Source organism: Micromonospora sp. NPDC048063, from assembly GCF_043202855.1.
GTDB lineage: Bacteria > Actinomycetota > Actinomycetes > Mycobacteriales > Micromonosporaceae > Micromonospora.
In genome coordinates this window covers 534204-548308 of record NZ_JBIDBG010000003.1, presented here as the reverse complement: position 1 = coordinate 548308, position 14105 = coordinate 534204, and the positions used below count along the sequence as shown (strand labels likewise).

Genomic DNA, 14105 nt, shown 5'->3' with positions numbered 1-14105 from the left:
CCGATTCCGCTGAATTGCAGTCCGACGACGAGATCGGCCGCGAACAGGAATACGTCTCGATGCTCTACCGGCGGCTGGACGGGTTGCGTGAGCAGGCGTCCCGCCGGCTGACCGAGGAGCTGCGGGCGACCGGCGGCACCCAGCAGGCCCGTTCCCAGCGCGACAGCGCGGTGCGGATGTACGCCGATCAGATCGAGCAGTTCGCCGCGGTGGAGAACGGCCTCTGCTTCGGCCGCCTCGACACCGACGAGGGCGGCCCCCACTACATCGGCCGGATCGGCATCTTCGACACCAGCGGCGACTACGACCCGCTGCTGATGGACTGGCGCGCCCCGGCGGCCCGCGCCTTCTACCTCGCCACCGCTGCCAACCCGCAGGGGGTGCGCCGCCGCCGGCACCTGCGCACCCGGGAGCGCAAGGTGACCGCGCTCAACGACGAGGTGCTGGACCTCGCCACCGCCTCCCCCACCGCGCACGAGGAGCTGACCGGCGAGGCGTCGCTGCTCGCCGCGCTCAACGCCGGCCGGACCGGCCGCATGCGCGACATCGTGGAGACCATCCAGGCCGAGCAGGACCGGATCATCCGCGCCGACCTGCCGGGCGTCCTCGTGGTGCAGGGCGGCCCGGGCACCGGCAAGACGGCGGTGGCGCTGCACCGCGCGGCGTACCTGCTCTACACCCACCGGCAGCAGCTCTCCACCCGGGGCGTGCTGCTGGTCGGCCCGAACGCCACGTTCCTGCGCTACATCTCGCAGGTGCTGCCGGCGCTGGCCGAGACGGGCGTGCTGCTGCGGACGCAGGGCGACCTGTTCCCCGGCGTCAGCGCCCGGCGCACCGAGCCCGCCGAGACCGCCGCACTGAAGGGCCGGGCGGTGATGGCAGACGTGCTGGCCGCCGCCGTGCGGGACCGGCAGTGGGTGCCCGACGAGCCGCTGGAGATCGAGCTGCCGCAACAGGAGGTGCTCCGGCTCGACCCGGAGACCGTTCGCGCCGCCCGGGACCGGGCCCGCCGCTCCGGCCGCCCGCACAACCTGGCCCGGGCCCTCTTCGACGTCGAGGTCATCCACGCGCTCGCGGCCCAGGTCGCCGAGCGGATCGGCGCGGACCCGCTGGGCGGGGAGAACCTGCTGGAGGAGGCCGACGTCGCCGAGATCCGCCGCGAGCTGCGCGAGGAGCCCGAGGTGCGGGCCGCCCTCGACCGGCTCTGGCCGGTGCTCACCCCGCAGCGCCTGCTCGCCGACCTGTACGCCGACACCGAGCGGATCGCCGCCGCGGCGCCCATGCTCACCGACGCCGAGCGCGCCCTGCTGCACCGCGAGCCGGGCGGCTGGACGCCGGCCGACGTGCCGCTGCTGGACGAGGCGGCGGAGCTGCTCGGCGAGGACGAGCGGGCCGCCGCCGCGCGCCGCGAGCGGATCCGGGCCATGCAACGGGAGTACGCCGAGGGCGTGCTGGAGATCGCCCGCGGCTCCCGGTCGATCGACGTGGAGGACGAGGCCGACGGCGGCGAGATCCTCGGCGTGACCGACCTGATCGACGCCGACCGCCTGCTGGAGCGGCAGGAGGAGGCGGAACGGCTGACCACCGCCCAGCGGGCCGCGGCCGACCGGAGCTGGGCGTTCGGGCACGTGATCGTCGACGAGGCGCAGGAGCTGTCGCCGATGGCGTGGCGGCTGCTGATGCGCCGCTGCCCGAGCCGCTCGATGACCATCGTCGGCGACGTGGCGCAGACCGGCGCGCTGGCCGGCACGCCGTCCTGGGCCGACGCGCTGGAGCCGTACGTGGCGCAGCGCTGGCGGCTGGAGGAGCTGACCGTCAGCTACCGCACCCCGGCCGAGATCATGGCCGTCGCCGCCGACGTGCTCGCCGAGATCGACCCGGCGCTGCGCCCGCCCCGCTCCGTACGCTCCGGCGGGGTGCCGCCGTGGGACCGCACGGTGGCGCCGGAGCGGCTGGCGGTGGAAGTGGTCGACGCGACGACCCGGGAGGCGGCCGGCCTCGACGACGGCCGGCTCGGGGTGATCGTGCCGGCCGGCCGGGTCGACGAGCTGGGCGCCGCGGTCACCGCCGCCCTGCCGGAGGCGGCCGTGGGCGAGCACCCGGAGCTGGAGAGCCGGGTGGTGGTGCTCACCGTCGCCCAGGCCAAGGGCCTCGAATTCGACTCCGTCCTGCTGGTCGACCCCGACCGCATCGTGGCCGAGTCACCGCGGGGCCGCAGCGACCTCTACGTCGCCCTCACCCGCGCCACCCAACGCCTCGGCATCCTCCGCCCGGCCTGATCCTTGCGGGCGTGTCGTGGGGGGTGTTTGGTGTGGCCCGCCGTGCCCGGCTCCGGGCGGTCAGGCTTGATCCCTGCGCCGGGCACGGCGGGCCACACCCCGTCGGTGGTCGCGCGCCGTCCGTGCCTGGATGTCGGTTGTGCGGTACGGCTGCCGCGAAGCGTCGGTGAGGCGTCGGCGTGGGGTCGGTGGGGTTGGCGTGGTGTCGGCTGCGGGGTGGCGACCCGTCGACCCGCAGTCGGCAGGTCCGGGCGGGTCGGGTGACGTGGGCCCTGTCGAGCTGCCCCGTTTGTGGGACCGCCCGGCCCCACAGGGTGTCGCCGCCCGGCCCCTGTCGAGCGCAGATAGGCCAGCTTCTCCAGCTCCGCCTTCACCGCGGCCGGGCTCGACGACGTCGGCCCCACGCCCAGCCAGGCCAGCGGGGTCCGGCCGAGATAGGCGTCCGGGACCAGCAGCAGGTCCAGCTCGGCGCACCGCCGGTCCGTGAGCAGATGCCGTACCCGCGACCAGGTCTCCGTCCGAGCCCGAGCCCGGGCCGCGGCCACCCGCTGCAGCAGAAGGATCACGCCCGGACGCCTCACCCGCGACGACAGCAGGTACTTGCAGGCCAGCCGGAACAGCAGCTTCGGCGAGTCGTGCTCCATCGCCCGGGCGAACAGGAACTCGTCAAGGTCCTTCCACTCGCCGGTGTTCACCGACCGCCAGCCGGCGTTGCCGGCCACCTCCCTCAGGTGATCCGTGCGGGTCTGCTCGCGCTCGCCGTACCCGCGCAGCTCACCCATCGCGATCCCTAGCTGCTGCGACAACCGGCCCACCGCGACGTCCGGCGCCAACGCCACCTCATCGGGTACGAACCCGAGCCACGGCAGCGGGACCCACCCCGTGCAGGTGGTGCACGAGTGGAACACCGCGGTGCATGTCCAGGACAATGAGGCGGACGCCAAGAAGCGCGCGTTCACCAAGGCCGAGCTGCACGCCTTCTTCGCGCACTGCGACGACGAGGTCGCCCGCATCCGGGCCTTCGGCCGCAAGGGCTGGCTGCCCGCCTTTCGCGACGCGACGCTGTTCAAGACCGCCTACGCCTTCGGGACGCGGCGCAACGAGACACGGATGCTCGACGCCGCCGACTTCGGCCGCAACCCGCACGGCGGCGAGTTCGGCGAGTACGGCCGCTGCCAGGTCCGGTTCGGCAAGGCCAAGAAGGGCTCGCCGCCCAAACGCCGCGGGGTGCTGACCGTCTTCGACTGGACACCGGACGTCCTGGACGAGTGGTTCACCGAGGTCCGCCCGCTGTTCGGCACCGACAACAACCCGGCGGCCTGGCCCTCCGAGCGGGGCCTGCGGATCGGCTGCCAGCGGCTCAACTCCCGCTTCATCACCTACCGCAAGGCCCTCAGCCTGGGCGACGGGCTCGACTTCCACTCTTTCCGCAGGTCCTACGTCACCCACCTGATCGAGGACGGCTGGGACCCGCGCTTCGTCCAGGAGCAGGTCGGCCACGAACACGCCAGCACCACCTCCCTCTACACCTGCGTGCCCTCGGACTTCCGCACCCGCGCCCTGCGGCGGCATCTGGACTCCACCATCACCGCCGCTCTCCAGACCCAGACCGGGAGCCAAGCATGATGCGCAAGGTCGGCTACACCTGGCGGCTGCGTGAGGTCATGGCCCAGCACCAGATCTTCACGGCCACCGAGTTGGTGCCGCTGCTGCGCGAACGCGGCATCGACCTGTCCGCCTCCCAAGTCCATCGCCTGGTCTCCGGCACCCCCGAACGACTGTCATTGCAGGTCATGGCCGCACTCTGCGACATCCTGTCCTGCACCCCGGCCGACCTGGTGGCCACCACCGCCGAGAACGTCGGCGTCCGCAAGACCGCCACCGGCGACCTTCCCACCCCGCCCGCGAACGTCGCCAAGCTCCGCCCCCGCGCGGCCCGCATCCTGCCCAACGCATGACCCGCCCCTACGCCACCGACGAACAGTACGAACGCGGGTTCATGGCCGAGTGCTGCCGCTGCGGCCTCCGCAGACACAAGGCCGGCACCTGGCCGGACGGATACGTCTGCCGGACCTGTTCGGATCGCGCCGTCCGGACACGAGGCACCTGCCCAGGATGCGGCCAGGACCGGGCCCTTCCCGGGCTCCGACCCGGCGACGGGGCCCCGATCTGCACCACCTGCGTTGGCTTCTCCCAGACCTTCGACTGCTCACGCTGCGGCTTCGAGGGCAAGCTCCTGGGCGATCGGCTCTGCGAACGCTGCACGCTCACCGACCGCCTCACCGCCCTCCTCGACGACGGCACGGGCCGCGTCCGTCCCGCGCTGGTCCCGTTGCTCGACCTGCTGGTGACGATGGACAAGCCCGGAAGCGGACTGGCCTGGCTGAACATGCGCCGCGGGCAGCTGGGGAACGCCTCGCGGCTGCTTCGCCGGCTCGGCCTCGGCGAGATTCCGCTGACCCACGACGCGTTCCACGAACTCCAGCCCTGGCGGGCGGCCTCTCACCTGGAAGAACTCCTCATGGCATGCGGAGTCCTACCCGCGGTCGACAAGCACCTCTGTTCCTTTCAGCGCTGGATTCCCGGTCACCTGGCCGGCATCGCCGATCCCGAGCTAATGGCTCGACGAGCGGAACACCACCCTCGCGTCCTGCGGCCAGGTAGACATCGACGCCTGGCTCGCCGGGAACGCCGAGCACGCTCGCACCCGCCTGAGAGGCTTCCTCAACTGGGCCATGCAGGGCCGGCACTGCCGACGTTCCCTGGCCATCCCAGCGATGAAAATCGCCCGTCGGCCCGCACTGAGCGAAGACGAACGCCTCGCCGCCCTGGGCAGACTTCTGACCGACACGGAGATACCGATGCGGCTCCGTGTCGCCGGAGTCATCGTTCTCCTCTACGCACAACCGCTGAGCCGCGTCGTCCGGCTCACCCTCGACGACGTCATCCGCGACGGCGACACCGTGCTGCTACGACTCGGCGAGCCGCCCTCACCCGTTCCCCCGCCGGTCGCCGCCCTGTTGCTGGAACACATCACGAACCGCGGCAACATGAATACAGCCACCAACCCGGCGTCCCGCTGGCTCTTCCCAGGACGCCGCCCCGGCCAGCCCCTCGGCCCCAACCACCTGTCCGCGCTCCTGAACCAGGCCGGAATCCCGATCGCCGCCGCCCGCGGCGCCGCCCTCCGCCAGCAACTCCTCGAACTGCCCGCATCCGTCGTCGCGGACGCTCTCGGCTACCACGACAAGACCACCAGCCGCCTCCGCAACGAGACTGGAGGAACCTGGAGCCGATACGCCGCCGGAGATCACGGAAGGTCACCAGCAGGCTGGGTACCCCGGGTAACCAGCGACAGCTGATCAGGGGAGCCCACCAGTACCGAGGCCGTACTCAGGCATGGCGATCGACCCCCTGGTGATGAGTTTTCGCGCCCGCCCCCGTCATATCTGCGTCGGGACACGATGAGACGGAAGGATGACGTGATGGGTGCGGACACGCGGCTGGAGGAGATGGGCGTGAGCGGTCTGGGCGAGGTCGACGAGCCGGCGTTCTCGGGGCTGGCGGAGCGGCACCGGCGGGAGCTGCACGTGCACTGCTACCGGATGCTCGGGTCGTTCGAGGACGCCGAGGACACCGTGCAGGAGACGTTCATGCGTGCCTGGCGGCGGCGGGAGACCTTCGAGGGACGGTCAACGTTCCGGGCCTGGTTGTACCGGATCGCCACCAACGTCTGCCTGGATCTGCTCGCCAAGCGCCGCCCGGAGCCTGCAACCGGCGGTGAGGTGCTGTGGCTGCAGCCCTACCCGGACCGGCTGCTCGACGAGTTGCCCGCGGGCGACACGGACGAGCCGGAGGCCGTCGCCGTCGCGCGGGAGACGATCGAGCTGGCCTACCTGGTCGCAGTCCAGCACCTCGCGCCGCGCCCGCGGGCCGTGTTGATCCTGCGGGATGTGCTCGGCTGGCCGGCGAAGGACGTTGCGGAGATCCTGGGGGACTCCGTCAACTCCGTGAACAGCGCCCTGCAGCGGGCCCGCGCCGGCATGCGGGAGCACCTGCCCGCCGAGCGGCAGGACTGGACCGGCGGCGAGGAGGATGCCGGGACGCGCGAGCTGGTGCGCCGCTATACCGAGGCCAGCGTGGCTACGGACGTCAAGGCGCTCGCCTCGATGCTGCGCGACGACGTCCGTTTCTCGATGCCGCCCACGCCGGGGCTGTATGTCGGCCGCGACACGGTGGTGAACTACTTGGTCGAGAGCGGCTTCGAGGGCATGAAGGGCCTGCGCGCCGTCCAGACCACCGTGAACCGGCAGCCCGCCCTCGCCTTCTACCACTGGCAGCAGCAGGAGGGCGCGTACCTGCCGCTGACGATCGACGTCCTGCGCGTCACCGGCGGGGCGATCACCGAGATCGTCACGTTCCACGACGACCGGTTCCCGCGGCTCGGGCTGCCGGAGCGCCTGCCGGCCGACGGCACGGAGTAGTCCCGGTGCGGACGCTCGCGCTGCGCGGCGGCGCGCGTATCGCCGTGACCGCGGCGGAGTGGCACGACGTGTTCTGCCTCGTCACCCGTGGCCGAGTGCAGCTGGAGCTGCGCGATGGCGAGCCGGGTCCGGTCCTCGAACGCGATGCCGGGTTCTGGCTCCGCGGCACCGGCGTCCGCGCCCTGCGGAACCCAGGCCGCCGCACGGCGAGGGTACGCATCATCACTCCGCCCGGGAGCCAAGGCCCTCGCATTCCAGTCAAGACACCCCGTACACCAATGACCGAATGACGGAGGAACGACATGAACAGCACGAAGGAAACCGGGATCGTGACCGGCGCGGCCGCCGGCCGGACCAGCCACCCCCACCGACTCCGCCGACTCGCCGGCACCGGCTTCATTGCCGCGCTCGCGGCGATGGCGGTCACCACCCTCGCCGCCGCGCTTGTCCGGGCCGCCGGCGTCGACTTCGAGGTCACCGATGGTGGCGAGACGATCCCGCTGTCCGGGTTCGCCGTAGTGACCGGCTTCTTCTCGGTCGTGGGCATCGTCATTGCCGCCGCTCTTCTTCGTTGGAGCGCTCACCCCGCCGAGCGATTTGTGTGGACGGCAGTGTCGCTGACCGCCATCTCGTTGGTCCCGCCCTTCCTCTCCGGGGCCGACACTGCCACCACCACCGCCCTCCTCGGACTGCACCTCGTCCCTGCGGCGGTGGTGATCCCCACCCTGGCGCGGATCCTGGGCACCCGGACCGATTGACGATCCCTGATGGCACTTGAGGTTACTGCTGAAGGTCTGGCCGCAGCGATCGGCGTCCAGCTCATGACGGCGCCTGGTCAGGATGTCCGCGTCCTGGGCTTCGGCGGTGAACTGGCCCAGCACCTTGCCGTCCGACTGCGCGATGGTAAGCACTGCCACACCGGGCGCCGGCGTGACTGCCTTGGAGACCTCGTTCAAGGCGTGCAGGGCGAAGGTGATGGCCAGCTCGCCGACCAGCCCGTCGCCGTGGCTGAACTCGACGCCGTCGGCGCCGGTCCATCGTCCGTACTGTTCAGCGCGCTCGGTCATCGTGTCTCCGTCGTCGATCGGGCGGTGGAGTTCGCCGGGGTGCGGGGTCGGGGCACGGTGAGTCCCAGGTCGAGGCGCTTGTCCATGTCCAGACGGAAGGTGCCGTACGGGTCGATGTTCGACCAGAACAGCGCGGTCAGGCCGCGCCGGTCCTCATCCGTCAGCTTTTCGCCCAGGCCGGTTCGGCGAGGATCTGCTGAACCAGCAGCGTGTTGACGTGCACGAGCGCGGACTGCAGCAAGTGGAGCGAGAGCATGCTGGTCTCGGCGTGCTCCTTGCCCGGGCCGGTCAGGGCGCCGTCCTTGCCAGCAACTCCTCGAACTGCCCGCATCCGTCGTCGCGGACGCTCTCGGCTACCACGACAAGACCACCAGCCGCCTCCGCAACGAGACCGGAGGAACCTGGAGCCGATACGCCGCCGGAGATCACGGAAGGTCACCAGCAGGCTGGGCACCCCGGGGAACCAGCGACAGCTGAATACGAGAGCCCACCAGTAGGACGGGCCCAAGGGCCGAACCGGAGGGCGCCTGAACCGCCGAACGGATCCACGGCTCATCTGGGGCGATGCACCAGCAGGACCTGGGCGTCCTGCGGGTCGACGCTCACCTGGTACCCAACCTGCTCTAGTGCCGCGACTTTGAACGTTGATCGTGTAGTCCATCGGTTCTGAAGACCCGTGAGGCAGGCTGTCTCCCGACGCTTGAGGCTGCGGGAGGTGGTGCCGGGTGGGTAGACGCCCGGAGGTGTTCGTCCGGCAGGTGTCGATGGCCGAGGGCCAGCGGTTACAGCGGATCCGCCGCACGGCGAAGGACCCGGTGCAGCTGCGGGCGATCGTGGTGCTGATGTCCGCCCAGGGGCAGCCGGCGCCGGACATCGCCCACCTGTTGAAGGTGACCGAGGACTACGTGCGGGACGTGATCCACGCGTTCAACGAGCGGGGGTTCGACGCGCTAGACCCAAAATGGAGCGGGGACGCACTGCCCGCCGAAGATCCGCATCCGACTCCTCCAGATCGCCCGCTTCTCCCGCGTGCGCGTGGGGTTACGGCGGATGCGCTGGGCACAACGGTGGTCTGGGTCGGTGGCGCGCTCAGTGCCGGCGTGCTGGGCAACGCGGCCTACGACCTGCTCAAGGCCGCTGCCTCGCGTCTGTTACGCCGTGGCAGCCCCAAGGTCCTCAGTCAGCCTCAGGCGGTCCAGATCGCACGGAGGGCTCTGCAAGAACGAGTGGCACAGGCTGAGATCGACAACTTCCCGGAAGTTGAGGTTCTTGAGGTCGCCGAATGGTCTCTCTCGGAGCGTGGGTGGCGGATCCTCCTGCAAGGGCCAGAAGTCCTCGCTAGCGTGGAGATACCCGCAGCCAGTGAACGCAGAGACGCCGTCAAGGCGGTGGTTAGCGTTACGTTCTCCGGTCGAGCCGCTGGCCCTAGAGGAAGCAAGTTCATGCCGGGCAATCGTGCGGCACGTCCTGGTCCTGATGCTCGTCGACAACCGCCTGGCCATCAGGAGTAGTGCAATACCGTCGATCCGGCCGTGAAGTGTTCGGCAACTCGTCGTCCTGGTCAACGTCGAGTCCGTTCGGCAACTACGCACGGCCTTCCGGCCCGTCCGGGCGGCTTGCCGCCGGGCCGGGTAACCGCGCGCCAGCGCCTTGATCCCATAGAGGCCTCGCCGTAGCTTCCGGACCAAGAACAACTCCAGCCCTAGTCAGAGGCCCTGCGTTCGTCGTCGCTCATGAACTCGTTGTGGCGCCAGCCGCTGCACTGGCCGTTGTAGCAGCCGCAGCCGGGGCACTCGGGGCAGACCATCCCGTTGGTCCAGCCACGCTTCTCGCACATCACCTGGTTGAGCGGGGAGTCGTACTCGACCTGGGCGTCGGCGAAGGACCAGCCGTTGCACTGCGCGAGGTCTTGGAGCTCCTCCACCGAGGTGGCGGCCCGGTCGGCGTCCTCGCCGGCGTGGGCCATGCGCAGCGCGACGGCGGCACGGAAGGCGTGCGCCTGGCGCTCGGTCTCCGGCAGGGTCAGGGTGGCCAGCACGCCTTCGCGGGCCTGGGTGTAGGTCTCCCCGGTGCTGTCGCGGCGCTCGATCACCGCGCGGGTGAGCCTGCGGTTGGTCTTCGGCATCGTCAGCTCGCTTCTCGGCGGGGTGCGCCCACGCCCGACCCCACCGACACGAGGTCATGCCCGACAGCGGTGAGAGTTGGTGAGGCGCTGAGTCTGAGACGTCTTCTCCGCTCGTCGCTCGGCCCCGGCGTGGGGGGACGGGCTCCTGGATCGGCTGGCGCAACAGCCGTGCGGGCAGCGTAGCGCAGCCCGGGTGCTGTCCGGGTACGCCGCGCGACACCCTGAACGTGGTCGACCGTGACACGCTGTCGCCCATCCAACGCCATCATTGGCAGCCGGTTACCAACCGCATACGCTCGAACACCATCAGTCGTGGTGCAGGCCGACATTCCGTGGGCCGCACCCGTCAACGCCCCCCGACGGGGCTCGTAACACGGGAGGTTCATGGCGATGATGCGATCGGCAGACAGGGCGCGACGGCGGTGGCGCGCGATCGGCGCAACCCTCGGCGCGGCGACGGTGGGCATGGTGGGAGTACTGGTCACGCCGACCGGCGCGCAGGCGGCCAGCGACCGGGTCGCGGTGGTCGACCAGCGGTACGGGGTCAGGATCTTCAGCGCCGGCGCCAGCCGGTGGACGGCTGGTTCGGCCCACTGGTCGTGGAAGCGACCCGCCGGCAGCGGCTGGAAGAACCTCTCCGACGTCAAGTTCCGCAAGCAGGGCTCGCGGTACGTGGTCCTGGTGGCCGCGTCCGGCGGCCGGGCCGGGATCGTCGACTACGCCACCCGCAAGGTGCGGTACCAGGTCACGCCAGGCGGCAACCCGCACGCCATCGAACTGCTGCCCAACGGCGCTGTCGTGGTCGCCTCCTCCGATCCCGGCAAGCTCACCCTCTACGGCAAGGGCCGGACCAGCCCGGCCGCCACGAAGGCGTTCGCCAAGGCGCACGCCGTCTACTGGGACAGCGCCATCAAGCGCCTCTGGGCCGCCGGCGGCACCCGGCTGTGCAGCTACAAGGTGAGCGGCACGGCCATCGCTCCTAAACTCACCAACGCCGCCTGCCGGACGGTCACCGGAAACGTGCACGACCTGTCACCGGTCTACGGCACCTCCGCCAACCTGTGGATGAGCAACACCAGCCACGTTTACCGGTACGACATCAACCGCAACCGATTCCAGCGGGCACCCGGCTACATCGACACAAGCAAGATCAAGAGTGTCGGTAACCACTCCGGCGGGCTGGTCTTCACCACCAAGGTCGGCGGTGCGAACGGCGACGGCACCTACGGCAACGGCAACGTCTGGCTGTACCGGCTGAACGGTTCCTACGTCGGCAACCGCTACCTCTCCGGGGCGGCGATCTACAAGGCCCGGCCAGTGGTCTGGAGCTACCGGTAGCCATGCCCCGGAGCCGGTGGCGGGTGCCCGCCGGGTCTCCTAGGCCTGCCGGCAGGCCCTTCGGGGAGGAGAGTGGTGGGGGCGCCCCCACGTGGTCCGGGTCGGGCCACTCCCGCCGGGGCACCGGACGCGCCGGTGGCCCACGGGTAGGTCCGCTACCGGGGCTGCACGTCGGGGTCGGCGCTCACCGCTTGCCGCCCGGCCGGTCGGTGCGGGCCTGGTCGAGCTGGGCTTGCAGACGCTCGGCGCGGGCCTCGGCGGCCTGGGCCTCGCCGTAGCTTCCGGACCAAGAACAACTCCAGCCCTAGTCAGAGGCCCTGCGTGAACGCCTGGAGTTGTGATCGTCATCCCCTGCTTGAACAGCGCTGGAGTTGTTTTGGTCCGGAAGCTACCGGCAGGCCATGACGCCGCTGGCCGGTACCCCGACGGGGGCGCCGGCCAGCGGCTTCCTCGCCTCCGATCGTCAGTGGTCCCGCCTACGCCGTTGGGCGGGTGGGGCCGCGACCGGTGGTCATTCGTTGGTGAAGTTGCCGACCTGGCTGGCGGTGCTGGACTGGTCGCTGGTGGAGCCACCGGCGGGGGTGCTCATGCCGCCGGTGGTGGCGTCGCCCGTGGTCGTCGGGGCCACCTTGCCGCGGTGCCGCTCGGGCTGCCGGGCCAGCCGCCGGGCGCTGGCCGGGCCGGCGGTGCCGCCGGTCGTGGTGATCGCGCCCTGCCCCCGGGTGGGGCCCCCGTCGCGCAGCACGTCCGGGTCGACCGGGACGTGGGCCGGGTCGTCCGGGTCCTCGTCCTGGATGACCCGCTGCACGTCGGTGGGGGGTACGGTCACCTCGTCCAGGACGCCCTCGCCGTACACGCCGCCGGCGATCCGGTCCTCGGCCCGCCGGGCGGCATCCTGTCGCATGTCGTCCTCACGCACGTCCATCACCTCACAGAAGTGTCGGTACGGGTGCGTGCCCGGGCGACCGCCCCGGCAAACCCGCGCGGCCGGGCCGGCCGCCGTACCCCGTCCGTGGCGCGCCCCGCGCGACCCCAGCGGACCGGATTTTCCCGGCCGCCGGCGGGTGTTACTGCCCCCGCCGGGTCGGGTAGACGGCGGGTGCCCTCGCCATGAACGCGAACCGTGCCGTGGCCGAAACGCGGTAGCGGGGGGAGGGAATGCAGGTACGACTCATCGCATCCTGAGGAGGACAAGATGAGCACGCAGGCTGCATCCACCAGGCCGATGAACCGGCCGGTGCAGGAAGCACCCAACCGGGCGATGCAGGACCGGGCCATGCAGGAGACGCCCACCCGCCCGATGCCGATCGTGCCCGACGGACGTCGGGAAGCCATGCAGGCACCCGGCACGGAGACCAAGCCGTCGCTGCGGACCACCGAGTTCTGGGTCTACATCGCGGCCGTGATCGGCGTGCTGGCCGCCTCGCAGCTGGTCGGGAAGAACTCGGCCGGGGTGGACATCTTCCGGGCCCCCAACGCGTGGTTCATGATCACGCTGCTGACCCTCGGCTACCTGGGTAGCCGTGGTCTGGCCAAGGCCGGCAGCAACTGGCGCAGCAGTGAGGAGCGCAAGGCCCGGCACTGACCGGGTACCGCGCGCCACAGCACGCGGTGGCCTCCGGGACTTCCGTCCCGGAGGCCACCGTCGTGTGTCCTACTCCTCGAAGCCGCCGAAGTCCTCGGCGAAGTCGCCCTCGATCGCGTCCTCGATCATCTCTCCGGCGACCATGCCGCCGACGAGACCGAGCGCGGCACCGGCGACCACGCCGCCCATGCCAGGGCCCCGGCCGTGCCCGTGGCCGTGCCCGCCGAAGCCCTGCGCGCGCAGGCTGCCGTAGCGCGAGGTGGTCTCCCGCAGCCAGCCGTCGACGACCTGGACCCAGTCCGTCCGGTCGGCGTCAGCGAACGAGACCCGGTAGTGGCCGAAGGCGTCGTGCCCGGCGGTGAGGAACCCGCCGCGCTTGTCGCACTCCAGGATCACCTCGACGCCGTGCGGGCTGGTGACGAAGGTCAGCTCGACCTCGTTGATGGTCGACGCGTACTGGGGCGAGGCGAAGAACTCGATCTCCTGGTAGAACGGCAGCGTCTGCTGCGTGCCCCGGATGTGGCCGCGTTCCAGGTCGGCGTGCTTGAAGCGGAACCCGAGCTGCTGGAACGCCTCCAGGATCCGCTCGTGCACCGGCAGCGGGTGCACGTTGACCTGGTCGAGGTCGCCCTTGTCCACCGCCCGGGCGATCGCCAGCTCGGTGCGCAGCCCCATCGTCATGCCGCGCAGCCGCTGGCCGTACACGTCGGTGATCGGGGTCTCCCACGGCACCGGGAGCTGGAACGGCAGGGAGAGCTGCTGCTTCGGGGCGAGCTGGAACGCGCCGCTGACCGGCAGCCGGTGGAACTCCATGATGCCGGCGTACTCGGTGTCGCCGCCCTCGATCTCGACCCGGGTGACCAGGCTGACGACGACCTGCTCGACGTTGGCGGGGGCGTCGCCGCCGACCAGGTTCACCTGGCCCTCCAGGGTCAGGCCGGGTCGGGTGTTCGGGTTGGTCAGGACGGTGTCGACGCTCGGCCCACCCACACCGAACGCGCTCAGCATCTTCTTGAAGACCATCAGAACTCCCGCAGGATCACGCCGCACTCCACCCTGGAGCGGGTCGTTGACTGCTCGGACCCTATCCGGCACCGCTGTGAAGTGCCTGTGAGGGCACTCCGCCGCACCTCTTTCTTCAGAGGAGCGGGCGGCGGCGAAATTTCTCGGAATTTCTTCGGCCGGGATGTCGAGGACCGGTGTGCCGGCTTCTACCTGTGGGTGAGA

The 14105-nt window shown here is 70.9% G+C and carries 14 protein-coding genes and 1 pseudogene; 9 read left to right on the top strand and 6 right to left on the bottom strand.

The window, feature by feature from the left end; translation table 11 throughout:
* Positions 1-59: 59 nt before the first annotated feature.
* Positions 60-2279 (top strand): HelD family protein, encoded by a 2220-nt coding sequence (locus tag ACGFZ2_RS10860; RefSeq protein WP_393452578.1) that lies wholly within the window; start codon positions 60-62, stop codon positions 2277-2279.
* Positions 2280-2530: 251 nt separating this feature from the next.
* On the opposite strand, the pseudogene ACGFZ2_RS10855 reads toward ACGFZ2_RS10860, so the two are convergent.
* A pseudogene (locus tag ACGFZ2_RS10855) lies at positions 2531-3148 on the bottom strand (DUF4158 domain-containing protein); the annotation flags it as partial.
* A 13-nt stretch (positions 3149-3161) separates the two neighbouring features.
* On the opposite strand from ACGFZ2_RS10855, the gene ACGFZ2_RS10850 reads away from it, so the two are divergent.
* Both ACGFZ2_RS10850 and ACGFZ2_RS10845 read left to right on the top strand, forming a co-directional pair.
* Positions 3162-3905 (top strand): tyrosine-type recombinase/integrase, encoded by a 744-nt coding sequence (locus ACGFZ2_RS10850; protein WP_393452238.1) that lies wholly within the window; start codon positions 3162-3164, stop codon positions 3903-3905.
* Positions 3902-4237 carry a helix-turn-helix domain-containing protein gene (locus tag ACGFZ2_RS10845; protein WP_393452236.1) on the top strand — a complete coding sequence of 112 codons (336 nt, stop codon included), beginning with the start codon at positions 3902-3904 and terminating at the stop codon, positions 4235-4237. Before ACGFZ2_RS10850 ends, ACGFZ2_RS10845 begins: the two co-directional genes overlap by 4 nt.
* Before the next feature lie 251 nt (positions 4238-4488).
* Here ACGFZ2_RS10845 and ACGFZ2_RS10840 read toward each other — a convergent pair whose 3' ends face one another.
* On the bottom strand, positions 4489-4755 hold the full coding sequence (locus ACGFZ2_RS10840) for a hypothetical protein (RefSeq protein WP_393452233.1): 267 nt from the start codon (positions 4753-4755) through the stop codon (positions 4489-4491).
* Positions 4756-5140: 385 nt separating this feature from the next.
* On the opposite strand from ACGFZ2_RS10840, the gene ACGFZ2_RS10835 reads away from it, so the two are divergent.
* From ACGFZ2_RS10835 to ACGFZ2_RS10825, 3 genes are all read left to right on the top strand, one after another.
* Complete coding sequence (locus ACGFZ2_RS10835) at positions 5141-5641, top strand: hypothetical protein (RefSeq protein WP_393452230.1); 501 nt, start codon at positions 5141-5143, stop codon at positions 5639-5641.
* Between the two features lie 123 nt (positions 5642-5764).
* Entirely contained in the window at positions 5765-6763 is a 999-nt protein-coding gene (locus ACGFZ2_RS10830; protein WP_393452227.1) for an RNA polymerase subunit sigma-70, read from the top strand.
* A gap of 302 nt (positions 6764-7065) precedes the next feature.
* Positions 7066-7521, top strand: a complete 456-nt coding sequence (locus ACGFZ2_RS10825; RefSeq protein WP_393452224.1) for a DUF6069 family protein — start codon at positions 7066-7068, stop codon at positions 7519-7521.
* Between the two features lie 469 nt (positions 7522-7990).
* Here ACGFZ2_RS10825 and ACGFZ2_RS10820 read toward each other — a convergent pair whose 3' ends face one another.
* Positions 7991-8161, bottom strand: coding sequence for a hypothetical protein (locus ACGFZ2_RS10820; RefSeq protein ID WP_393452221.1), 171 nt, complete (start codon positions 8159-8161; stop codon positions 7991-7993).
* 412 nt (positions 8162-8573) lie between these two features.
* Here ACGFZ2_RS10820 and ACGFZ2_RS10815 point away from each other — a divergent pair, with 412 nt between their 5' ends.
* The gene (locus ACGFZ2_RS10815) at positions 8574-9341 is read left to right on the top strand and encodes a helix-turn-helix domain-containing protein (protein WP_393452218.1); all 768 of its coding nucleotides are present in this window, start codon (positions 8574-8576) and stop codon (positions 9339-9341) included.
* Positions 9342-9532: 191 nt separating this feature from the next.
* On the opposite strand, the gene ACGFZ2_RS10810 is transcribed toward ACGFZ2_RS10815, so the two are convergent.
* The gene (locus tag ACGFZ2_RS10810; RefSeq protein ID WP_393452215.1) at positions 9533-9955 is read right to left on the bottom strand and encodes a hypothetical protein; all 423 of its coding nucleotides are present in this window, start codon (positions 9953-9955) and stop codon (positions 9533-9535) included.
* 390 nt (positions 9956-10345) lie between these two features.
* Between ACGFZ2_RS10810 and ACGFZ2_RS10805 the strand changes: the two genes are divergently transcribed.
* Positions 10346-11293 carry a DUF6528 family protein gene (locus ACGFZ2_RS10805; protein WP_393452212.1) on the top strand — a complete coding sequence of 316 codons (948 nt, stop codon included), beginning with the start codon at positions 10346-10348 and terminating at the stop codon, positions 11291-11293.
* Between the two features lie 511 nt (positions 11294-11804).
* On the opposite strand, the gene ACGFZ2_RS10800 is transcribed toward ACGFZ2_RS10805, so the two are convergent.
* Complete coding sequence (locus tag ACGFZ2_RS10800; protein ID WP_357704394.1) at positions 11805-12212, bottom strand: hypothetical protein; 408 nt, start codon at positions 12210-12212, stop codon at positions 11805-11807.
* Between the two features lie 276 nt (positions 12213-12488).
* On the opposite strand from ACGFZ2_RS10800, the gene ACGFZ2_RS10795 reads away from it, so the two are divergent.
* Positions 12489-12878, top strand: coding sequence for a hypothetical protein (locus ACGFZ2_RS10795; protein WP_393452209.1), 390 nt, complete (start codon positions 12489-12491; stop codon positions 12876-12878).
* A 69-nt stretch (positions 12879-12947) separates the two neighbouring features.
* Here ACGFZ2_RS10795 and ACGFZ2_RS10790 read toward each other — a convergent pair whose 3' ends face one another.
* Positions 12948-13901: a sporulation protein gene (locus ACGFZ2_RS10790; RefSeq protein ID WP_393452206.1), complete on the bottom strand. Its 954-nt coding sequence runs from the start codon at positions 13899-13901 to the stop codon at positions 12948-12950.
* Between the last annotated feature and the right edge of the window lie 204 nt (positions 13902-14105).